Here is a 22,038-nt window from a genome sequence, read left to right as displayed (position 1 = left end):
AGCGGGGCGGAGGCGGGTCTCAGAACTGGAGCGACTTCGTCTGGAGGTATTCGGTCAGGCCGTGGACGCCGAGTTCGCGGCCGACCCCCGACTGCTTGTAACCACCGAAGGGGGCCAGGGGGTTGAAGCGGCCGCCGTTGATGTCGACCTGGCCGGTGTCCATGCGCCGCGCGAAGGCGACCGCCTCCGCCTCGTCGCCCGCCCAGACCGCGCCGGCCAGGCCGTACACCGTGCCGTTGGCGATCCGCAGGGCGTCGTCCTCGTCCTCGTACTTGATGATCGAGACGACCGGGCCGAAGATCTCCTCCTGCGCGATGGTCATGTCGGGGGTGACGTCGGCGAAAACGGTCGGCGCGACGTAGTAGCCCCGTTCAAGGGGCGCGTCGGCGCCGCCCGCGACGATGCGGGCGCCCTCGCGCACCCCCGCCTCGATGTAGCCGCGCACGCGCTCGCGCTGCTTGGCGTTGACGAGCGGGCCGACGCGGTCGCCGACGGTGTACTTGGCCGCGGCGGCCGAGGCCAGCTCGACGGCCTCGTCGTACTGACCGGCGTGGACCAGCATCCGCGTCCAGGCGCTGCACGTCTGACCGGAGTTGCCCATCACATTGGCGACACCCACGGCGACCGCCTTCGCGAGGTCGGCCGAGGGCAGGATGACGTTGGCCGACTTGCCGCCCAGTTCGAGGGCGACGCGCTTGACGGCCGCGCCGGCCGTCGCGCCGATCCGCTTGCCGACGGCCGTCGAACCGGTGAAGGAAACGAGGTCGACGCCCTCGTGCTCGGCGAGCGCCTGGCCCGCGACCGGCCCGAGACCCGTGACGAGGTTGAACACACCGGCGGGCAGGCCCGCTTCGTGCACCGCCTCGGCGAAGAGCTGCGCGGTCAGGGGCGTGTCCTCGGCGGGCTTGAGGACGACCGTGCAGCCCGCCGCCAGCGCGGGTGCCACTTTGTTCACGATCTGGTGCAGCGGATAGTTCCAGGGCGTGATCGCGCCGACGACACCGACCGGCTCCAGGTGGACCGTGGAGTTCCCGACCTTCTCCTCGAAGGCGTACGTGGCCGCGAGTTCCGCGTAGGAACCGGCGACGGCGATGGGCAGGCCCGCCTGCACGGCCTGGGCGAACGGCAGCGGGGCGCCCAGCTCGGCGCTGATCGTCTCGGCGATCTCGTCCTTGCGGGCGGCCAGCCGGTCGCGCAGCGCCGCGAGCTTCGCCGCGCGCTCGGCCGGCGGGGTCGCGGCCCAGCCGGGCAGGGCGGCACGCGCGGCGCGTACCGCGGCGTCGACGTCCTCGGCCGTGCCGGCCGGGACCTCGGCGATGACCTGTTCGTCGACCGGGTTCACCACCGCGATGCCGTCATGGCCCGCGGCGGCCCGCCACGCGCCGCCGATGTACATGCCGTCGTGGGCCTTCATCACATTCCTCCCGAGCCGAACCGTTGTCCTCCGCCGCTCAAACTAGCGCTGTTAGTTTTTGGGCGCCAGGGGCGGCCGGCGGGACCGGACCGCGCGAAGGGTCAGACGATGCCGAACAGGATGCCCGATCCCAGGACGACGAGGCAGGTCAGGGCCGCCCACTTCACGGTGAAACGGGTGTGGTCGCCGAACTCCACCTTGGCCATGCCGACCAGGACGTACACCGCGGGGACCAGCGGGCTCGACATGTGCAGGGCCTGGCCGGCGAGCGAGGCGCGGGCGATCTCCAGGGAGGAGACCCCGTGGGCGGCGCCGGCCTCGGCCAGGACCGGCACGACACCGAAGTAGAAGCCGTCGTTCGACATGAAGTACGTGAGCGGCAGGCTGAGCACGCCGGTGACCAGGCCCATGTGCGAACCCATGCTGTCCGGCACCACGCCGACCAGCCAGTCGGCCATGTGCTTGACCATGCCGGTGCCGTTGAGGACGCCCGTGAAGACGGCGGCCGCGAAGACCATGCCGGAGACGTTCACGACATTGTCGGCGTGGGCGGCGATGCGGGCCTTCTGGGCCGGGATGTGCGGGAAGTTCACGCTCAGCGCGAGGGCGGCGCCGATGAGGAAGAGCACCGGGATCGGCAGCCACTCCATGATCATGGAGGTGAGCAGGGCGACGGTGAGCAGTGCGTTGAACCAGTACAGCTTGGGCCGCAGGGTCTCGCGTGCGGAGTCGAGCCCCTGGAAGCCGTCGTCGTCGCCCTCGGAGGCGTCCGGCCCTACGCCGCCGCCCGTCGTGCGCGGGGCCCCGCCGGGGCCCCCGGCCCCCACGAGCACGGTCTCGGGCTCGCTCTCGGGCTGGAGGACCTTGTCGAGACAGAGGTGGCCCACGCGCTTGCGCTCGCGCAGGCCGAGGACGTACGAGAGGACAAGGACCGCGACCAGGCCGACCGCGAGGGCGGGGATCATCGGCACGAAGATGTCGGAGGCGTCCACCTTGAGCGCGGTCGCGGCGCGGGCGGTGGGGCCGCCCCAGAGCAGGGTGTTCATCACGCCGTTGGCGATCGCGGCGACGCCGGTCATCACCACGAGGCTCATCCCGAGCCGCTTGTACAGCGGATACATCGCCGAGACGGTGATCATGAAGGTGGTGGACCCGTCGCCGTCGAGCGAGACGATCGCGGCGAGCACCGCGGTGCCGACCACCACCCGCATCGGGTCGGCCTTGCAGAAGCGCAGGATGCCTCGCACGACCGGGTCGAAGAGGCCGACGTCGATCATCACGCCGAAGTAGATGATCGCGAACATGAGCATCGCGGCGGTCGGTGCGAGCGAACCCACGCCCTTGATCACGTAGTCGCCGAGATGTGCTCCCTTGCCGACGAAGACGCAGAAGAGAGCGGGGATCAGAACCAGCGCCGCGATCGGCGACATCTTCTTCAGCATGATCAGGACCAGGAAGGTCGCGATCATGCCGAAGCCGAGGATGGTCAGCATGGAGGACACCTAACGTTCACCCTTGAACTCCCGCCAGGGGCTGGCGGTCCGGATGACGCTAGGTGGCCGTTTCCCTCCTTAACAAGACGTTGACACGCGAGCAATACGAGCAAAACTCCAGGTCACGGCAGGGGTGCCAGGGTGACGGGGAATCCGTTGAGCACGGAGGTACCCGACAGGGGGTCGAGCCGTGAGCCGTCCAGGAGCTGGTTGACGTTGACGCCGGGGCGGCCGGCGGCGATCGTCAGCCGGCTGCCGGCCCTGCTGTGTCCCCAGCCGTGCGGCAGGCTGACCACGCCCTCGCGGACGCTGTCGGTGATCTCCACCGGCGCCACGACCGCTCCCCCGTCCGCCGTGATCCGTACGTCGGCGCCGTCGGCGAGGCCGTGCCGGGCCGCGTCCTCGGGGTGGATCTGGAGGGTGCAGCGGTTGGAACCGCCGCTCAGGGCAGGGATGTTGTGCAGCCAGCTGTTGTTGGAGCGCAGATGGCGCCGGCCGACCAGGACGAGCGCGTCGGTCGGCGCGTCGAGGGCGGCGCGCAGCCGGGGCAGATCCGCGGCGATGGGGGCGGGCAGGAGCTCGATCCGGCCGCTGCGGGTCCTGAGGACCTGCGCGAGGCGGGGCGTGAGCGGTCCGAGGTCGATGCCATGGGGGTGGGCGAGCACGCGTTCCAGGCTCAGGCCGTCCGGGTTCGCGCCGAAGCCGTCGCCGTACGGGCCGAGCCTGAGCATGAGGTCGAGGCGGCGCTCGGGGCCGCCCGTGCCGGTGAGGCGGGCGGCGAGGGCGGCGGCGTCCTGGCCGTGCACGGGCGAGTGGGGATCGGCGACCTCCTTGCCGAGGGTGCGTTCGACGATCATCGCGTCGACCGCGCCCGGTCCGGCGCCGTGCGGGCCGCTCACGGCGAGCACCAGGCGGGCGTGGATCTCGCACTCGTCCATGCGCCCCTCGGCGAGCGGCACGGCGGGCCGGGTGTAGCGGACCTGGTTGCGCACGGCGAAGCCGTTGAACGCGAAGTCGAAGTGCGCGCTCTGCGAGGGCGGCGGCGGGGGCAGGACGACGTCGGCGTGCAGCGAGGTCTCGTTGAGGTACGGGTCGATGCTCACCATGAAGTCGAGCCCGGCGAGCGCCCGGTCGAGCCGGTCCCCGTCGGGCGCGGAGAGCACCGGGTTGGCGGCGGAGGCGATGAGGACACGGATCCGTCCCTCGCCCGGGGTCTCGATCTCCTCGGCGAGCGCGGCGAGCGGCAGTTCGGACTTCACCTCGGGGTGGTGGCCGACGCGGCTGTGCCAGCGCCCGAGCGCGAAGCCCTTGCCGGGGGCCGCGGGCCGGGGTGCCCGGTCGGTGGCGGAGAGCGGGAAGAGGGCGCCGCCTGGCCGGTCCAGGTTGCCGGTGAGGATGTTGAGCACGTCGACGAGCCAGCTGGCCAGGGTGCCGTGCTCGACGGTGCAGCTGCCGATCCGGCCGTAGACGGCGGCGGTGGGCGCGGCGGCCAGTTCCCGGGCGATGGCGCGGATGGCGTCGGGTTCCACGTCGCACCGGGGCCCGACGGCCTCGGGCGTGAACTCCCTTACGGCGTCCGCCACTTCGTCGAGGCCCTCGGCCCGCGCTCGAAGGGCGCCGGGCGCGGTGAGCTTCTCCTCGCAGAGGACCTGGGCGATGGAGGCGAGCAGCAGGGCGTCGGTGCCGGGCCGGATCGCCACGTGCCGGTCGGCGAGCTTCGCGGTGCGGGTGCGCCGGGGGTCGACCACGGTGAGGGTGCCGCCGCGCCGGCGCAGGGCGCGCAGCTTCCCGGCGAAGTCGGGGGCGGTGCAGAGGCTGCCGTTGGACTCCAGCGGGTTGGCGCCGAGCAGCAGCAGATGGTCGGTGCGGTCGAGGTCGGGCACCGGGATGGCGAACGGGTCGCCGAACAGGAGCCCGCTGGAGACGTGCTTGGGCATCTGGTCGAGGGTGCTCGCGGTGAAGAGGTTGCGGGTGCGCAGCGCGCCGAGCAGGGCGGGCGGGTAGAGGGCGCCGGCCATGGTGTGGACGTTGGGGTTGCCGAGCACGACACCGACCGCGTTCGGCCCGTACGTCTCGACGAGCGGGCGCACCCGGGCCGCGATCAGGTCGAAGGCCTCGTCCCACGTGGCCTCCCGCAGCACCCCGTCGCGGCGCACGAGCGGTCCGCTCAGGCGGTCGGGGTCGGCGTCGATCTCTCCGAAGGAGGCGCCCTTGGGACAGATGAACCCCCGGCTGAACACGTCGTCCGCGTCTCCGCGGGCGCCGGTGACCCGGGCCCCTTCGATGGTGAGGCTCAGCCCGCAGGTGGCTTCGCAGAGCGGGCAGATACGCAGGGCGGTGCGGGACATTCGTCCTCCCGGGGCGGCGACGCGCGAGCCATCGGAGCATACCGACCGGTAGGCATGTGCGGGAGGCCCCGGGCGGGGTCAGTCCAGGGTGCGGGCGAGATAGGCGTGCAGGAGCTGCCGGGTCTCGGCGACGATCTGCGGGTCGCCCTGCGGATTCGTGCGGAAGGCCAGGCGCAGGGTCGCGTCGGCCGCCTCCACCGCGACCAGGATGGTCCGGCGCAGATCCGCGTCCAGGGTGCGGCCGAACTGCGCCGGGAGGAGTTCGGACAGGCGCGCGGCCAGGAGGTGGTTGGCGTCGGCGTCCGGGTCGGGCACCGGCTGGGGGCCGCCGAAATCGACCAGGTTGAATCCGGGCACCGTCTGTTTCAGGACGAGGTACTCGTCCAGGACCGCGTCCACGGCGCCCCGCCAGTCGGCCGCGTCGATCGTTTCGAGGCGCGTGTTGATCATGCCGGCGTAGCGGTCGAGGTTGCGGGCGGCGAGGGCCTCGGCCATGGCGCGCTTGTTGCCGAAGAAGCGGTAGACCGAGCCGATGGGCACCCCGGCGCGTTGGGCGACGGCCCGTGTGGAGAGGTCTTCGTAACCGGTTTCGTCGAGGAGCTCGGCGCAGGCGTCGAGTATCCGGGACAGCCGCTCGGCGCTGCGCTGCTGCACGGGCGCCCTGCGGAGGTTGGCGTGGAGGTCAGGAGCAGGAGACACGCGCCCATCATCCCCCGCGCGGCCGGTTTTCCCGTTGACGCGACCGCATCGTAATCCTACGGTTGAGCATAGGATTTCGGCGCGGGAGCACACGGGAGCAGGAGAGCGCACGATGACGTCATCTACCGTTGACCAGGCGAGGAAGATCGCGGAGGGCCTCGGCCACTCCCGCGGATTCGGCAATGAGCACAGCTCGGAAGCGGTCCCCGGCGCTCTTCCGCACGGCCGCAACGCACCTCAGCGCGCCCCGCTCGGCCTGTACGCGGAGCAGCTGAGCGGCTCCGCCTTCACCGAGCCGCGCGCGAGCAACCGTCGCTCCTGGCTGTACCGGATCCGGCCATCGGCCGCGCACCCGCCGTTCACCCGCACCGACAACGGCCGCATCCGCACGGCGCCCTTCACCGAGACCGCGCCCGACCCCAACCGGCTGCGCTGGAACCCGCTGCCCGAGCCCCCGGCAGGCACCGACTGGCTGGCCGGTCTGTGGACGCTGGGCGGCAACGGCGACGCCACGCAGCGCACCGGCATGGCCGTGCACCTCTACCACGCCAACTCCGCCATGGAGTCGAGGGTGTTCAGCGACGCCGACGGCGAGCTCCTGATCGTCCCCGAGCGCGGCGGGCTGCTCCTGCGCACCGAGCTCGGCCTGCTCGCCGCCCGCCCCGGCGAGGTCGCCCTGATCCCGCGCGGCGTCCGCTTCCGCGTCGAGCTGCTCGACGCCAGCGCCCGGGGGTACGTGTGCGAGAACTACGGCCGGCCCTTCGAGCTGCCCGAGCTCGGCCCGATCGGCGCCAACGGCCTCGCCAACGCGCGGGACTTCCGGGCCCCGCTCGCCGCGTACGAGGACCTCGACGGCGAGCGGGGCCCGGTCGAGGTGGTCAACAAGTTCTGCGGCAACCTCTGGACCGCGACCTACGACCACTCGCCCCTCGACGTCGTCGCCTGGCACGGCAGCCACACGCCGTACGTCTACGACCTGCGCACCTTCAACGTGATCGGCAGCATCAGCTACGACCACCCCGACCCGTCGATCTTCACCGTGCTCACCTCGCCGTCGGACACCCCGGGCCTGGCCGGCGTCGACTTCGTGGTGTTCGCGCCGCGCTGGCTGGTCGGCGAGGACACCTTCCGGCCGCCGTACTTCCACCGCAACGTGATGAGCGAGTACATGGGCCTGATCGAGGGCGCCTACGACGCCAAGGCGGAGGGCTTCGTGCCCGGCGGCGGCTCGCTGCACAACATGATGTCGGCGCACGGCCCGGACCGGGACACCTTCGACCGGGCCAGCGGTGCCGAGCTGAAGCCGCAGAAGATCGACGACGGCCTCGCCTTCATGTTCGAGACGCGCTGGCCGGTCACCGCCACCGCGCAGGCGGCGACCGCCGAACACCTCCAGCGGGGTTACGACGACGTGTGGCAGGGTCTTCAGCGCCACTTCCGCTCCTGAGCACCACCTGATACGGAGTCCCTGTGACCTCCTCCTTCGCGCCCGACTCGCTGCTCCTGAACCGGAAGCTCCCGCTCTGGTACCAGGTGTCCCAGTCGCTGCGCGCCTCGATACTGGGGCGCTCCCCCGACGCCTCGCTGCGCCTGCCCACCGAGGAGCAGCTGGCGGCGCACTACGGGGTGAGCGTGCTCACGATGCGCCAGGCGCTCAAGGAGCTGGAGGAGGAGGGTCTGATCAGCAGGCACCGGCGGCGCGGCACGTTCATCGAGCCCTCGGCCCGCCGGGCCTCCCCGGTCCGGCTGCTCGGCTCGATCGACGCGATCGTGGCCCAGCAGTCGGGCGAGCGCACCACGATCCTGGGCCACGGCACGGAACCGGTGCCGGGCGATCTCACGGAGTACTTCCCCGGGTGCGCGCAGGTCGTGACGTACCGGCGGCTGCGCTGCGACGACGAGAGCGGCGAGCCGACCAACTGGGCGTGCAACGCGGTCCGTCCGGAGGTGGCCGCGGCGATCGACCTCGCCGATCTGACGCGCTGGCCGATGACCAAGGTGCTGCGGGACGCGGTCGGTGTGGACATCTCCCGCATCACGGACACCGTGGAGGCCCGCCTCGCCGACCCCGTCACCGCCGAGCTGCTCCAGGTTCCGCTGCTCTCCCCGATCCTGCACTACACCGGGGTCACCTACGACGGGAAGGGCGACGTCGTCGATGTGGCCCGCATCCACTACCGCGGCGACCGCTTCTCGTTCTCGATGACCGTGGAGGCCCACTGATACGGGCGCGGCGCCGTCACTAGCATGCTGGGCGTGAGCGATGACCTGCCTCTCCTCGACGACCTGATGCCCTGGTCGGTGGCCCCGCCGCGGCTGGGCCGCGACTGGGTGACGGCGCCGGACGAGCGGACCCTGCGCGCACGCTGGGACCTGCTCGTACGGTCCGAAGGGGCCGAGCGGGAACGGTTGTTCGGCGCGAGCCGGGCCCGTACGCCGCGCACCACGGTGGCGGCCCTGCCCGGAAGCGCCCGCGGCACCGGGCCGTTCGCGCAGGAGCGGGGCCCGTGCCCCGATCCCGTCCGCTTCCGGCACGGGCCCTTCGACGAGCAGTGGCTGCTCCCGGACCAGCGCCTGATCGACGCCGCCCGGCCCGAACTGTGGCGGGTGGCCGACGGACACCAGCTCTTCCTGGTCGAGCGGGGATACGTGCCCAAGGCCGACGGGCCCGCCCTGAGCGTCTCGGCCGTGCTGCCCGACGGCCGCTCCCCCGCCGGGCGCCCCGGCCGCATCCGCCCGCTGTACCGCCGCCCGGCCGGACGGGAGCCGAACCTCGCGCCCGGCCTGCTCGCGTTCCTCTCCGGGATCCACGATCGCGCGGTCGCGCCGCACGAGGTGACCGCCTGGGCCGTCGCGGCGGCCCGGCCGAGCGCGGCGGGCTGCCTCGTACCCCTGCCGGAGGACCCTCACCTCTGGTCCACCGGAGTGGCGTTGGGGCAGCGGGTGAGCGAGCTGACGACACGCGGGGCGCGCGGCGGCGACAAGCCGCGGCTGCCCGGCGGGCGGCGGCCCTATGTGCGCGCGGCCGTCCCGGCGCGCCCGCGGGAGCTGCGCTACGACGCCGCCGAGGAGGTGCTGCACATCGGCGACGGCGGCCGCATCGCACCGGTGCCGCCGGAGGCGTGGGAGTTCCGGGTGGACGGACTGCGCATCCTCGAGCTGTGGTTCGAGCGGCGTACCGGTCCCGCGCAGGCGGGCACGCTCGCCGCGGTCGGCCCGGCCGGCTGGCCCCAGGAATGGACGTCCGACCTGCTCGAGCTGATCACGGTACTGGCGCTCCTGGACGAACTGCGGTCACAGCAGGCCGAGTTGACGCGCGCCGTGACGAAGACCGTGACGCGGGAGGCACTGCGCGCCGCCGGCGTCCTGCCCGTGCCGGACGCCGCGCGGCGCCCGGCGTCCGTGCTCGACCATCACGAGGAGGGGCCCGGCGGGCAGTTCGCCCTCGTCTGACGCGCCCTGAACCGCGGGCGGGGCGGCCGGGGTTCAGGCCGCGTACTCGCTCAGGTCGATGGAGTGGATGTTCAGGGCGTGCCCGAACTCCGGGTGGACGGTCTCGCGCTCCAGCTTCATCCCGAGCTTGCGCATCACGTTCTCCGAGGCGTCGTTGCCCACGCGCGAGACGCTGATGACACGGTCGAGCCCGCGGTCCTGGAGCGCGAACTCCAGCGCGGCGTGGGCCGCCTCGGACGCGTACCCCTGGCCCCAGAAGGGCAGGCCGAGCCGCCAGCCGATCTCGACCTCGTGCTCGGCCTCGGGCAGGAAGTGCGGCACGGACAGGCCGGTGAAGCCGATCATCTCGCCGGATCCGAGAAGCTCGACGGCGAAGAGCCCGAAGCCCTCGTCGTCCCACTCCTCCTCCCACCTCTCGATGTCCGCGGCGGTCCTGTCCAGGTCGCGGACCGAGCCGTCGCCGATCCAGCGCATGACCTCCGGGTCGGCGTTGATCTCCGCCATGGGGACGAGGTCGTCGTCGGTCCAGCGGCGCAGCAGGAGGCGGGGGGTGCGGATCTCGGTCATGGGGCCATCCTGCCCGGACCGGGGCCCAGCCGGAAATCCGCACCGCCCGCCCCGCTACTCACCGAAGGCGTCGAGCGTCCTGGTCAGGGCCCGGTCGAAGACCGCGTCCATGTCGATGGGGCCCGAGTCCTCGGTGAAGGCGGCGGCAAGGCGCGGGTAGCGGCCGGTGGCGACCTGGCTGAGGAGGTAGGCGGTCCGCACGCCGTGCTCCTGCTCGGGCGACCAGGGCAGCGAGCGGGTCCGCTCGGCGGTGGCGATCTCGTTGGCGACGTAGGTGGTGACCACGCCGTTCACCGAGGCGATCAGCTCCATCTTGGTGCCGAACCGCGCCTCCAGCGGGTCCAGGCACGTCATGCAGTGTTCCAGGTAGAGAAGGGCGTTCGGGCTGAAGCCGTACACGGGGGACATCAGGCGGGGCACCCACGGGTGGCGGTGCATCATGGCCCGGGTCTGGTGGGCGAGGGCGAGCATGTCGGCCCGCCAGTCACCGGTCGGGGCGCTCAGGTCGTACTCGGCGCTGACCGCGTCCACCATCAGCTCGTACAGGTCCTCCTTGCGCGGCACGTAGTTGTACAGGGACATCGTTCCGCAGCCGAGTTCGGCCGCGGCGCGGCGCATGGACAGCGCGTCGATGCCCTCCGCGTCGGCGATGCGCACGGCGGCGGCCGCGATGTCGGCACGGCTGAATGCGGGCCTGGGGCCCCGTCCGGCGCGCTCGGGGCGCGCCCAGATCACTTCTGGTTCAGCAGGTCGCCCTGCCATGGATCATCACCTCGCCCTCCATCGTAGTTACGTACACCGTACGTAGTGCGCTACGGTGGGCCGCATGACAACTACGTACGCTGTACTTAGTGAGGGTCTGGAGAAGCGCTTCGGACCTGTCCGTGCCCTGCGCGGGCTCGATCTGGCCGTGCCCGAGGGCACGGTCTGCGGGGTGCTCGGGCCCAACGGCGCCGGCAAGACGACGGCCGTACGCCTGCTGACGACACTGCTCGCGCCCGACGCCGGCTCCGCACGGGTGGCCGGGCACGACGTGGTACGCGAACAGGACGCGGTACGCCGCTCCATCGGCGTGACCGCCCAGTCGGCCGCCGTCGACGTGGAGCTCACCGGGCGGCAGAACCTCCGCCTGTTCGCCAAGCTGCACGGCATGCGCGGCGCGGCGGGCCGCGAGCGGGCCGCCGACCTTCTGGAGCGGTTCGAGCTGGCGGACGCGGCGGACCGCGCGGCCGGCACCTACTCAGGCGGCATGCGGCGCCGGCTCGATCTCGCGGCGAGCCTGCTCACCCGCCCCCGCGTGCTGTTCCTCGACGAGCCCACCACCGGGCTCGACCCGGCGAGCCGCAACCAGATCTGGTCCGCCGTCCGCACCCTGGCCGCCGAGGGCACCACGGTGCTGCTCACCACGCAGTACCTGGAGGAGGCCGACCGGCTCGCCGATCACATCGTGCTCGTCGACCAGGGCCGCGCCGCCGTCACCGGAACTCCGGCCGAACTGAAGGCCCGGATCGGGTCCTACGCCCAGGTCGTCGTGGCGGTCGAGGACGTCATGCCGCAAGCAGCCGCGGTGCTCGACCGGTTGACGGGAGCCGAGCCCCAACTCGACGCCGCCACGCGAACGGTGGGGGCGGTCTCCATGGACCCGACGCTCACCCTGCCCCGCCTGGTGCGCGAACTGGACGGCGCCGCGGTCCCGATCCTCGACGTGAGCCTGCGCCCGCCCACCCTCGACGAGGTCTTCCTGCGCCTCACCTCTTCCTCCCACTCCCGCAAGGAGCTCGTGACATGACCTCGCTCGCCTACGACAGCACGGCCATGTTCGGCCGCCAGCTCCAGCGCATCAAGCACGCGCCCGGCGTGCTGATCCTCACCCAGACCATGCCGATCTCGATGCTGCTGTTCTTCGGCTACGTCTTCGGCAGCGCGCTCGCCATGCCCGGCGAGGACTACCGCGCCTATCTCGTGCCCGGCCTCCTGGTCGCCACCGCCGCGAACGGCCTGATGACCGGGATGTTCCAGGCCGCCCAGGACTCGCACCGCGGGGTGATGGACCGCCTGCGCACCCTGCCGATGAGCCGGGCCGCGGTCCCGGTGGGCCAGAGCGCGGCGGACCTGCTGACCACCGCCCTCGGCATGGTCCCGCTGATACTCGTGGGTCTCGCGGTGGGCTGGCGCGTCGACTCCGGGCCGCTCGGCGCCCTCGGCGCCTTCGGGCTCCTCATGCTGCTGCGCCTCGCGGCGACCTGGACGGGCCTGTTCCTCGGCCTGGCGACCCGCAGCGAGGAGGCCGCGGGACAGCTCGGCTCGGCCACCTTCATGCTGCCGCTGCTCTCCAACGCCTACATTCCCACCGACCGCCTCCCCGGCTGGCTGCGCGCCATCGCCGAGTGGAACCCGATCAGCGCCGTCGCCTCGGCCGTGCGCGACCTCTGTGGCAACGCCGCGCCCGCCGCGGACGCCGCCTGGCCGGTGGCCCACCCGGTCGCGGGCTCGCTCGCCTGGTGCGGCTTCCTGCTGCTCGTCTTCGTACCGCTCGCGGTGCGTCGCTACGCGAACAACGGGCGATAGGGGCACCAGCGGCGGCCCCGGCCGGCGGCCGCCGCGTACGCCCTCCCCCGCGGTCCGGGTCACTGCGCCAGGAGGTCGAGTTCCGCGATGCGCAGCGCCGCCTGGAAGCGGGTCTGGACGCCGAGGCGCTCCAGCAGACCGGAGATGAGACGGCTCAGGGTGCGGGAGGAGACGCCCAGGTGGCGGGCGATCACCTCGTCCTTGACGCCGTCGGCCAGCAGACGGACCACGATCAGCTCCTGACTGTCGAGGACCGGCCGGCTGGCCCGGCCCTCCTGGGGCCGGCGCGGAAGGGTGGCGTTGTGCCAGCAGTGGTCGTAGAAGGCGTGCAGCGAACTCATGAGGGCGCGGCCGTGGACGGCGAGCGCGCCTTCGCTGCTGTCGGCCGGGTTGATGGGCAGGACCGCGAGGTCGTCGTCGAAGAGGATCATGCGGATGGGCAGGAACTCCGCCGTGCGGGCCTCCCTGCCCCGGCGGGCCGCGTCCATCAAGTAGGCGGCCACATAAGGGACTTCGGCGGCACGTCGCTGATAGAGGACCTCGACCTCTATGTTCCGGCCCGCCATCTCCTTGTCCCGCAGGAGCATCTCGTCGATGACGTCCTCGGGCGGGGGGCCGCCCGGGTGCATCGACCGCATGCGGCTGCGCACCATGCTGCCCGCGTCTTCGAGGAAGGAGTTGACCAGGGCGGGTGTGGCCAGGGTCTCGACCTCGACCGGGGCGCGTCGTTCGTTGCGCAGGTCCGCGAAGTTGACGGTGAGGGCGGCGATGTCGGACCTGATCCGCGTCAGCCGCTCGGCGTGAGCGGCGGCCTGCCGTTCCTCGGAGGCGAACAGGCGGCTGAGTGCCGCTTCCGGCTCCACCGTCGCGAAACCGCACCGGGCCGTGGGGGCGGGGCTCAGGAGGCCGGTGGCGAGCAGCCGGTCGCAGGCCTCTTCCACTTCGGCGGGCGAGCAGTCCGCACCGGTGGAGACCTCGGCGGTGCCCCATCCGGGGTTCCGGTAGATCAGTCCGTACACCGTACGGTCCAGCCGGCTTCGGTCAACGTTGGCACGCATGCGGATCCCCCTCGTCCCGGCCGTGTGGGGGTCGCCCTCCAGCGGGATGCCCGCAATCCTACGCAGGGGTCGTTCGGCAGCGCGAGCGAGAATCCTGTGAAGGCCCCGGGGCTCGGGCCTGCGCCGTTGCGGACGAAGGCCCGAGCCGCGTGCCGGTCGGGGGGGGCGGTGTCAGTAGTACTCGCGCATGATCTCGGTGGCCCAGTCCGGCTGCGTGGTGGCCTCGCGGGGGCCGAACTCCGCCATGTAGGGCTTGATGTCGAGCACCGGCGTGCCGTCGACCGCGTCCAGGCCCTGGACGTGGACGTCGAGTCCGTCGACGCGCACAAGGCGGCAGCGGGAGACACCGAGCCGGTTGGGCCGGTTCTTGCCGCGCTGGGCGAAGATGCCGACCAGGGGCCAGTCGGTGTTGCCGCGCGGGTGCCGGGCACCGGTCTCCACCTTCGCGACCGGGACCCGGTCGAAGTGGTAGACGATCTCCACGTGCGAGAAGGAGTCGAGGCCGGCGAGGGCCTCCGGTCCGAACCGCGCCTCGTCGAGGCGGATCACGGCGGACACCTCTCCCCATTCGTCGTCGCGGACCTCGGCCCGGCCGCCGACCACCCGGCCGACCGGATCGGAGACGACCTCGACCCGGGTGCTGCTCTCTGACATGTGCTGCGCCTTTCACAAGGAGGGAGCGATCATGGTCCACCGTACGCCGCGTACGGGGGTGCGCGGCGGGGGTGTCAGACGGGTTCTACGGAGGGTTTCAGCCAGAACGCGGCCATTTTGACCTGGAGTTGATCCAGCAGGGCCCGCAGCGCGGTGTGGTCGTCGGCGGACCCGTAGACGATGCCGAGGGCGCCGGCCGTGCCCGCGCGCCAATGGGCGGGCCGCCCGTCGGTCCCGGGCACGTCGACCAGGTCCACGCCGGGAAGCCCGGCCAGCTCCTCGACGAGTTCCGCCGGGCGGACCGCCCCGCGTGCGTCGGCCGGCGGGACCAGCATGTACTGGAACGCGACCCGGCCGTGCCGCTGGGACGCCGGCTCGCAGGGCGCCGGCCGGGGCTCGGCGACCGGCAGGCCCAGCGCCCCGCGCAGGGCCGCCGCCACCAGGTCGTATCCGAGGGCGCGTTGCACGATCTCGGCGACGTGGCCGCCCAGGCGTCCGTTGACCTCGATGATCCTCGGCCCGTCGGGAGTCAGTTTGACCTCGGTGTGGGTCACGCCGTGCCACACCCCGAGCGCGCGGATCGCCCGCTGTTCGAGGCCGATGACGTCCGCCGCGAGCGGGGGCGCCAGCGGTGCGGGCAGGATGTGCCCGGTCTCCCGGAAGGGAGGAACGAGCGGGGGTTTGCCCGTGACCGCGACGGTCCGCGGTTCACCGTCGACCACCACGGACTCCACGGATACGTAGTCGCCGACCCCGTGGCCGGCCCCGTCGGGATCCCCGTGCAGGTACTCCTCCAGGACGAAGTCCCGCTGCCCTGCGGGGTCGCCGCCCTCGGTGAACTCGGCGAGCCGGGACCCGCACTCCCGCTCCGACCGGACCAGGCAGGTGTCGACGCTGCCCGCTCCGAACCTCGGCTTGAGCACGGCCGGCAGTCCCACGAGGGCGAGCGCGCCGGCGAGGCCGGCCGGGTCGCGCACCAGGGCGCAGCGGGTGTCCTGCACCCCGCCGTTCCGAAGGATCCGCCGCTGCTCGAACTTGTCGGTGAGGGCGTCCACGGTCTCGGGGCGGTGGAAGGGCAGCCGGCACGCGGCGGCCACCAACGCGGTGAGGCGCAGGCGCCGTTCGCTGAAGGTGACCACGCCGGCCGGTGAGAGGCCGGCGGCCAGGCGGCACACGCTCTCGTCGTCGAGGCCGGTGAGGTCCACGATGTCGGCGTGCCCCGCCACACTGCGCAGCCCGGCGGCCAGCTCCGGGTCCCCCTGCTCGCAGAGCAGCACGACCCGGCACAGGCCGCGGGCCGCCGCGAGGACCCGCATGGGCGCGGCGGAACCCTGGTCGTGCACCAGGAGGAGCAGGGGCAGTTCGGGGGGTGGGGACGGCGCTCGGCGCGGGCGGGCAGGGCCCATGGGGCGGCCTCCGGTCGCAGGTCACGGGGAGGGGGCGAACAGGAAGGGGGTGGGGAGTGGAGGTGGGGAGTGGAGGTGGGGAGTGGAGGTGCGGGCAGGGTACGGGTTCGGGGCGCCCCGGGCGCGGGATCGTCCGCGCACGGGCCGCCCCGCGCGCGGCTCAGGCCCGGCGTGCGGTGATGTTCAGGCGGACGTAGTCCACGACCGGCTCCGGGAGCCGGGCGGCGACCGAGCGGACGAAGTCCTCGTGGTCGGACTCGGGCAGCCGGTCCAGGTGCGAACCGAGCACCACCGTCGCGAGGTAGCTCCACAGCTGCTCGCCCGGCTCCAGGCGGGCGGGGTCGGGCAGCAGGTTGACCTCGATGTCGGTGAAGCCGGCCGCCTCCAGCCGCTCGGTCGTCTCGTCCACCCCGGCGAAGTACCAGACCTTCTCGCGCTCACCGGTGGCTCCGAGCACCTCCTCGACGGCGGCGTTGATCCGCGCGACGTTGCCTTCGCCGCCGCACTCCGCAACGAACTGGCCGCCGGTGCGCAGGGATTGGGCCAGGTTGGCGAAGAGCGCGGCGTGGTCGGTGATCCAGTGGAACGTGGCCACGCTGGAGACGGCGTCGACCTGGGTGCCGAGGTCAAGCGGTTTGGTGAGGTCGGCCTCGATGACGTCGAGGCGGTCGAGACGGTCCGCGAGCTTGGCGCGCAGCTGGTCCAGCATCCGGCTCGACCCGTCCACGCCGATCACCCGGCCCCCGGGCACCAGGTCGAGCAGGGACGCGGTGTCGCGGCCCGTCCCGCACCCGGCGTCCAGGACGGTCTCGGTCCCCCGCAGGTTGAGACGGCCCAGGGTGCGCTTGCCCCACTGCTGGTGCGGCAGGGGAAGCGAGTCGTACGTTTTGGCGTCCCATTCACGGGGCACTGTGCTGCTCCTTCGTGTCGTGCGTACCGGTGTCGATGTCGGTACCGGTGTCGGTGGCGACCCCGTCGGGGCCGGAAGCGATCGGTGTTCCGTTCAGGACCACCTCGACCCGTATCGGGTGCGCGTCCCTGATCAGGCGGAGGGCGTCCCCCTCCGCGAGCCAGCCGCGCATGGCGTCGGCCGGGCCGCCGCCGCCGTCCTTGGCCGACGGGTCGGCGGGAAGCAGCTGAACGAGGACGTTGCGCAGGCCGGCCGGAGCGTCCTGGGTGGAGTACGGACCGCGCAGGTCGATGCGGCCCGAGGCGTGTACGGCGTTCTGGGGGCCGGGGCCCTCGGCGTCGGAAGCGGACCCGGCGTCGTATACGGACCCGGTCCCGGACCCGGCGTCGGCGTCGGCCGCGAACAGCAGCGCCTCGGCCGCGAGCGCGGACAGGAAGTACTCCTGGGCGCTCGGCGCGATGTCGGCGCCGAACAGCTGCTTGGGCTGGTCGGACTCGGCACGCACGCCGTCCGCCTCGGCGATCACATGGGCGCCCACCTCCCAGGCCACCCGCGCGGTGCGGCGCCGGGCCGGGGCGGAGAGCTGCGCGGCGGCCTCGGCGGGACGGGCGGTGAGGTGCACGTCCTGTTCGGTCTGGACCACGACGCGGATCTCGTTGGGGTCCTCCAGGGTGCGGTGGCCGCTGCCCCGCTCACGTGCCGCGCGGACCGCGCGGCGGGCCTGCTCCGCGGAGACCTCGCCCTCGACGCGCACCACGTAGGAAAGGTGCGCCGAACCGCCGCCCACCTCCGCCACGGGCACGACCTCCAGGGCGGTGAGGCGGCAGCCCTCCCCGGTCAGCCGGGTCACGACGCCGTCGGCGACGCAGGCGCCGAGGCCGACCAGGACCGACCCGACCGGGTCGAGGCAGCCCGCCGCTCCGGAAGCCGCGGGCGCGGCGCTGGTGGGCGCGGGCCCGGAGGAGGATCCGGGGCCGGCCCCGCGGCTCTGGTGGAGGGTGAAGGACCGCGCGACGCGGCTCGACCCCAGGCGCATGGGCTCGGTGTCCACCCGGCACTCTCCGCCGGGCCCGGGACGGGCGTGCACGCCGATGCTCAGCTGTGCCTCCCAGGAATCCTCCCGGATCTGCTCGGCCAGGGCCTGACGGGCCATCAAATCGACCCCGTTCAGCATCGCTCTCCTCCGGTCCGGGGACGGGGACGGGGCTCGGCGGCCGCGTCGAGGGCCCTGCGCAGTCCGCGGATCAGCGGCGCGGGGTCCTGCGTACCGATCGACGCACGCACCAACTGCCGTGATATTCCGCCCTCTTGGCGTACACGCTCGCTCAGGTGGGCGTGCGTGGTGAGTGCGGGAAGACGCAGTGTGCTGGCCGTGGCCCCACCGTCCCCGGCGTCCCCGGCGCACGCGTCCAGCACGGCCCCGAGGTCGTGGACCTCGGGCGCCACCTCGAAGGCGAGCAGGCCGCCGAAGCCGTCGTGGGTCTCCAGCGCCCAGGGCGCGTCGTCGAACGAGGGCCGGTGCACGGCGTGTACGGCTCGGTGTCCGCGCAGCGCGTCGGCGACCCGCTCCGCGTTGTGCCGGCGGGCCGCGAGGCGCAGTCCGAGGGTGGACAGGGACCGTTCCAGGAGGTGGGCCGCCCAGGGGTCCACCTGGCCCCCGAAACGCGCGGCCTGTTCCCGCACGGGAGCCAGGTGGCGGCCCGCTCCCGTCACGAACGCCGCGCTGACGTCGCCCCACTCGTCGAGGCAGGGCGAGGAGTCCTCGATGACGACGACGGCGCCCGTCTCCAGGGGCCGCACCTCGGCGGGCGACAACGCGGTGTTGTCCACGACGAGCAGCAGATCGTTCATCTGCGCGTAGGTGGCGAGGTCGCCCAGCGGGGCGAGGCGCATCAGCGGATCGCTCAGGGACGGGGTGTACACCACCTGGGTGGCGGGCCGCACGGCCGCGACGACCGCGTCGACCTCGGTGCAGTCGACGAAGGTGACCGTGCGTCTGGATCCGGTGAGTTCGGCGTCCAGGGCCGCGCGCAGCGGGTCGCAGGTCTGGTCGGAGACGATGATGTGGCCGCCCGGATTGCTGAGGGCCAGCAGCACGGCCGTGGTGGCCGTCACGGCGCTGGGGAGCAGCAGCGCGGCATCGGCGCCGTGCAGCCGCGCGAACGCCGCCTCGGCCCGCTGCGCGGCGGTGGCGGGGGCGGCCGGGGCCGCCGTGGTCGCGTAGTGCACGGTCACCGCCGGCAGACGGGGGCGTCGGACAGGCCGATGCGCTGGTGGAAGTAGTGGAAGATGATCTCCTCGTGCAGCGCCTCGCCGTCCAGGGTGGGCTTCAGGGCGGTGCCGTCGCCGACCGTCTCGACCAGGCCGCGGTCGAGGAGTTCCGCGAAGGCGGAGGCGAAGGGTTCCATCTCCATCAGGTCGGCGCCGAACCGGTCGCGGTAGCGGTCGAGGACGATGGGCTGGTTGGCCTTGAAGTTGAAGCCGAGCGCGGTGCCGATGGCCTTGTGCCCGGACAGCCTGCGGCCGAAGTTCAGGGGCAGGCCCTCGTTCTTCTGCATGAAGGAGACGTACTTGCCGATGTCGGTGATGTTGTGCGTCTGGAGGAACTCCTCCTGGTCTCCGGTCAGCCAGCCGTAGGCGCCGGGACCGTACGCGATCATGGTGTTGTAGTGCTCCCACTTGTTCTTCGAGGTCTGCGGGATGTTCCCGCCCTCGTAGGTGCCGGGGCGGCTCCACCAGCCGCAGGGGCTCGGGTAGTAGCCCTTCTCCAGCAGGACTTCGACGGCCTCCTGGCGCATCGCGTACGTCGAGTCCAGGTCGGGGAACCGGCCTTCGCTGATGAGGCGTTCGCGGACCGCGGGGTTGTTCCAGACGGCCCGGTTGCCGATGCCCATCTCCTCGCGGTCGGCGTTGCGGAGCCGGTAGATGGTGATGGTCGGGACGCCGAGATCGGTGAGGACCGTCATGTCGTGGCGTACGGATTCCGGGGTCTGGTAGGGCAGGCCGAACATCATGTCGACGTTGAAGGGGCTTCCGGTGGCCAGCAGGTTCTCGATGGCCTCGATGGACTGGGCCGCGGAGTGCCGGCGCTTGGTGAAGTCGTTGACCTCGTCCTGGAGCGACTGGACGCCGAGGCTGAACCGGTTGAAGCCCAGTTCCTGCGCCGTCTCCAGGTGGTGGCGCTGGAAGTTCTCGGGATTGCCCTCGATGTTGAACTCGACGCTCCCGGACAGGTCGTAGTTCTCGCGGACGTGGCGCACCAGCGGCTCGATGTACTCGGGGCTGTTGAGCAGCAGCGCCGCGGTGCCGCCGCCGATGTAGAAGGACTCGATGCGGGCCCGGGGTATCCAGTCGAAGCGGTCCAGGTAGCGGCGCGACTCCTCGATGAGGAGGTCGGACCACAGGCGCAGCGACGGGTCCTCCTTGCCCCGGGGCACCAGGCGCTTGACGTAGTTGCAGAAGTGGCAGATGTAGTTGCACAGCGGGAGGTGGAAGTACAGGTGGGCGGGGTGGCCGGCGCCGGGGAACGTGCCGTACTGCGCGGCGAGTTCGTCGCTTTCGAGCCGGTCGCCCTCGTTCGAGGTGACGTTGATGTTGTACTCGTCGCGGGGGATCTGGAGCTGCGGGTTGCGGTCCAGGAGGCGGCCGAGGTTCAGTTCGAGGTCGACGGGGGCCGCGCTGCCGTCGGTGGCGGGGCTGGACAGGCTGGGCATGCTGGACAAGGGGGTCTCCTTGCTGTGGACGTCCGCGGGCGGCTCGTGGCCGGGCAGGGCGGGAGCGGTCAGAAGTAGTAGGCGGACATGGCCGCCCGGAGCCAGGTCGGCTCGCGCACTGCTTCCGGCTCCGGCTGGAAGATCTGCTGGTAGGGCTTGACGTCGAGCACCGGGGTGCCGTCCAGCGCGTCAAGGCCTCGTACGTGGAGCGTGAGGCCGTCGACGCCGGCCAGTTCGCAGCGGGACACACCGAGCCGGTTGGGGCGCTCCTTGAGCCGCTGGGCGAGGATTCCCAGGCGCGGCAGGTCCGTCCGGCCCCGGGGGTGGCACGATCCCGTCACGGTGGCGGAGTCGGGCACCAGGTGGAAGTGGAAGACCACTTCGAGGTGGGAGAAGAGGTCGAGGCCGGCGACCGCGTCGGGCCGCAGCTGGGCGGGGTCCAGTTCGATGAGCGCGCCGACCGCACCCCAGTGGTCGTGGCTCGGCACGCTGCGGGGCGAGCGGACGGTGCCGATGGGACGCACGAGGTACGCGCCGGGCACCGCGCCGGCCTCCTGGTCCCGCGTCACGCGGGGCGCGCCGGCGTCCTGCTCCTGTGTCATGGGGGCTGTTCCCTCCTGTGGGGGCATCAGGCGAGCGCCGTGTCGGGCGCGTCGCCGGCGAGGGCGAGCTGTTCCCTGAGGCGGCGGCCGAGGACTTCGACCTGGCCGGGTTCGACCATCGTGAAGTGGTCGCCGGGCACGTCGCACACCACGGCGCGGGCGGCCACCTCGCTCCAGCCCAGGTCCTCGGGGAGCGTGCCGTCCTCCATGGAGCGGTCCGTCACGCGGAAGACGGTGACCGTGCCGTCGTAGGGTTCGATCCGGTACGCGGCGAGGGCGTCCAGATTGAACTGGTACATGTCGATCATGCGGCGCAGCCGGTCCGCGTCGAAGTCGGCCGGCATGGTCCCGGCGGCGACGGCCCGTTCCACCAGCTCCTTGGCCCGTTCCTCCGGGGTGAGCGAGCGCAGCCAGTCGACGTCCACCTCCAGCTTGAGCCCGCGCCAGAGCAGGGCACGCAGGGCGAAGTCGGGGTCGGCGCCCGCTTCCACGACGATCCGGGTGTCCAGCAGGCCCACGAGCCCGACCCGTTCGCCGCGCTCCTTCAGCCTGCGGGCGGTCTCGTAGGCGAGCAGGCCGCCCATGGAGTAGCCGATCAGGTTCCACTCGGCGCCCTCCGGGTGGACCGCGCGCAGCTGCTCGATGAAGGCCTCGGAGATCTCTTCGAGCGACGCCAGCGGCGTCTCGCCGGGCAGCAGGCCGACCGACTGCACGGCCCAGAAGGGCTGGTCGGTCCCCATCGCGCGGGCGATGGGCGGGTAGAGGAGCACCGTGCCGGAGACCGGCGGCAGGGCGTAGACGGGGCTGCCGCCGGAACCGGCCTGGATGCGCACCAGTTGTCCGGTGCCGCCCGCCGAGCCCCGGCGGACGATCTCGGCGAGCTCCGCCACGGTGGCCGCGGCGAGCAGGTCGGCGGCGGTCAGGTCGACCTGGAAGAGCCGGCGCACCTCCACCGTGAGGCGGATCGCGAGCAGCGAGTGGCCGCCCAGCGAGAAGAAGTCGTCGTGGATCCCGACATCGGTGCGGCCCAGCAACTTGCGCCACACGTCGCACAGTTGGAGTTCCACTCCGTCCCTGCCCCGGTCGGCGGAGGCCGGCTCGGTGGTGGCGACGTCCCAGTGGACCATGGTCTTTCCCCCATTCGCCGCGCGGG

General features: G+C 72.4%; 20 protein-coding genes. 5 read left to right on the top strand and 15 right to left on the bottom strand.

Features of this window, described 5'->3' with window-relative positions; all coding sequences use genetic code 11:
• Positions 1-19: 19 nt before the first annotated feature.
• The 4 genes from OG432_RS28235 to OG432_RS28220 all read right to left on the bottom strand — a co-directional run bounded on the left by OG432_RS28235 (position 20) and on the right by OG432_RS28220 (position 5,954).
• Positions 20-1,414, bottom strand: coding sequence for an aldehyde dehydrogenase family protein (locus OG432_RS28235; protein WP_328313772.1), 1,395 nt, complete (start codon positions 1,412-1,414; stop codon positions 20-22).
• Positions 1,415-1,515: 101 nt separating this feature from the next.
• On the bottom strand, positions 1,516-2,907 hold the full coding sequence (locus tag OG432_RS28230) for a CitMHS family transporter (protein WP_328313771.1): 1,392 nt from the start codon (positions 2,905-2,907) through the stop codon (positions 1,516-1,518).
• Positions 2,908-3,029: 122 nt separating this feature from the next.
• The gene (locus OG432_RS28225) at positions 3,030-5,255 is read right to left on the bottom strand and encodes a molybdopterin-dependent oxidoreductase (RefSeq protein ID WP_328313770.1); all 2,226 of its coding nucleotides are present in this window, start codon (positions 5,253-5,255) and stop codon (positions 3,030-3,032) included.
• Between the two features lie 78 nt (positions 5,256-5,333).
• Positions 5,334-5,954 (bottom strand): TetR/AcrR family transcriptional regulator, encoded by a 621-nt coding sequence (locus OG432_RS28220; RefSeq protein WP_328313769.1) that lies wholly within the window; start codon positions 5,952-5,954, stop codon positions 5,334-5,336.
• A gap of 112 nt (positions 5,955-6,066) precedes the next feature.
• Between OG432_RS28220 and hmgA the strand changes: the two genes are divergently transcribed.
• Genes hmgA through OG432_RS28205 form a run of 3 tightly spaced genes read left to right on the top strand, consistent with a single transcriptional unit; the run spans position 6,067 to position 9,407 of the window.
• A complete protein-coding gene (gene hmgA / locus OG432_RS28215; protein WP_328313768.1) occupies positions 6,067-7,401 on the top strand; it encodes a homogentisate 1,2-dioxygenase in 1,335 nt (444 codons plus the stop codon).
• Positions 7,402-7,424: 23 nt separating this feature from the next.
• Positions 7,425-8,177: a GntR family transcriptional regulator gene (locus OG432_RS28210; RefSeq protein WP_328313767.1), complete on the top strand. Its 753-nt coding sequence runs from the start codon at positions 7,425-7,427 to the stop codon at positions 8,175-8,177.
• 24 nt (positions 8,178-8,201) lie between these two features.
• The gene (locus OG432_RS28205; protein ID WP_328313766.1) at positions 8,202-9,407 is read left to right on the top strand and encodes a type ISP restriction/modification enzyme; all 1,206 of its coding nucleotides are present in this window, start codon (positions 8,202-8,204) and stop codon (positions 9,405-9,407) included.
• 33 nt (positions 9,408-9,440) lie between these two features.
• Here OG432_RS28205 and OG432_RS28200 read toward each other — a convergent pair whose 3' ends face one another.
• A complete protein-coding gene (locus OG432_RS28200; RefSeq protein WP_328313765.1) occupies positions 9,441-9,974 on the bottom strand; it encodes a GNAT family N-acetyltransferase in 534 nt (177 codons plus the stop codon).
• A 54-nt stretch (positions 9,975-10,028) separates the two neighbouring features.
• A complete protein-coding gene (locus OG432_RS28195) occupies positions 10,029-10,736 on the bottom strand; it encodes a TetR/AcrR family transcriptional regulator (RefSeq protein ID WP_328313764.1) in 708 nt (235 codons plus the stop codon).
• A gap of 64 nt (positions 10,737-10,800) precedes the next feature.
• On the opposite strand from OG432_RS28195, the gene OG432_RS28190 reads away from it, so the two are divergent.
• Entirely contained in the window at positions 10,801-11,763 is a 963-nt protein-coding gene (locus tag OG432_RS28190) for an ATP-binding cassette domain-containing protein (protein ID WP_328313763.1), read from the top strand.
• Entirely contained in the window at positions 11,760-12,542 is a 783-nt protein-coding gene (locus tag OG432_RS28185) for an ABC transporter permease (RefSeq protein WP_328313762.1), read from the top strand. Before OG432_RS28190 ends, OG432_RS28185 begins: the two co-directional genes overlap by 4 nt.
• 59 nt (positions 12,543-12,601) lie before the next feature.
• Here the strand turns inward: OG432_RS28185 and OG432_RS28180 are convergent, their stop codons facing one another.
• The 9 genes from OG432_RS28180 to OG432_RS28140 all read right to left on the bottom strand — a co-directional run bounded on the left by OG432_RS28180 (position 12,602) and on the right by OG432_RS28140 (position 22,012).
• A complete protein-coding gene (locus OG432_RS28180; protein WP_328313761.1) occupies positions 12,602-13,600 on the bottom strand; it encodes a helix-turn-helix transcriptional regulator in 999 nt (332 codons plus the stop codon).
• A gap of 171 nt (positions 13,601-13,771) precedes the next feature.
• Entirely contained in the window at positions 13,772-14,254 is a 483-nt protein-coding gene (locus OG432_RS28175; protein ID WP_328313760.1) for an SAM-dependent methyltransferase, read from the bottom strand.
• Between the two features lie 74 nt (positions 14,255-14,328).
• Positions 14,329-15,660, bottom strand: a complete 1,332-nt coding sequence (locus tag OG432_RS28170; protein ID WP_328313759.1) for an ATP-grasp domain-containing protein — start codon at positions 15,658-15,660, stop codon at positions 14,329-14,331.
• 160 nt (positions 15,661-15,820) lie between these two features.
• A complete protein-coding gene (locus OG432_RS28165; protein ID WP_328313758.1) occupies positions 15,821-16,570 on the bottom strand; it encodes a class I SAM-dependent methyltransferase in 750 nt (249 codons plus the stop codon).
• Positions 16,560-17,744, bottom strand: coding sequence for a hypothetical protein (locus tag OG432_RS28160; RefSeq protein WP_328313757.1), 1,185 nt, complete (start codon positions 17,742-17,744; stop codon positions 16,560-16,562). Before OG432_RS28160 ends, OG432_RS28165 begins: the two co-directional genes overlap by 11 nt.
• A complete protein-coding gene (locus OG432_RS28155) occupies positions 17,738-18,805 on the bottom strand; it encodes a PLP-dependent transferase (protein WP_328313756.1) in 1,068 nt (355 codons plus the stop codon). Before OG432_RS28155 ends, OG432_RS28160 begins: the two co-directional genes overlap by 7 nt.
• Positions 18,802-20,283: a radical SAM protein gene (locus tag OG432_RS28150; protein ID WP_328315277.1), complete on the bottom strand. Its 1,482-nt coding sequence runs from the start codon at positions 20,281-20,283 to the stop codon at positions 18,802-18,804. The genes OG432_RS28155 and OG432_RS28150 overlap by 4 nt, the downstream gene beginning before the upstream one ends.
• Before the next feature lie 68 nt (positions 20,284-20,351).
• Positions 20,352-20,885: an SAM-dependent methyltransferase gene (locus OG432_RS28145; protein WP_328313755.1), complete on the bottom strand. Its 534-nt coding sequence runs from the start codon at positions 20,883-20,885 to the stop codon at positions 20,352-20,354.
• A 26-nt stretch (positions 20,886-20,911) separates the two neighbouring features.
• On the bottom strand, positions 20,912-22,012 hold the full coding sequence (locus OG432_RS28140; protein WP_328313754.1) for a thioesterase domain-containing protein: 1,101 nt from the start codon (positions 22,010-22,012) through the stop codon (positions 20,912-20,914).
• Positions 22,013-22,038 lie beyond the last annotated feature (26 nt).

The organism is Streptomyces sp. NBC_00442 (genome assembly GCF_036014195.1).
In the GTDB taxonomy this organism is placed as follows: domain Bacteria; phylum Actinomycetota; class Actinomycetes; order Streptomycetales; family Streptomycetaceae; genus Streptomyces.
This window is presented reverse-complemented; position numbering and strand designations above follow the sequence as displayed.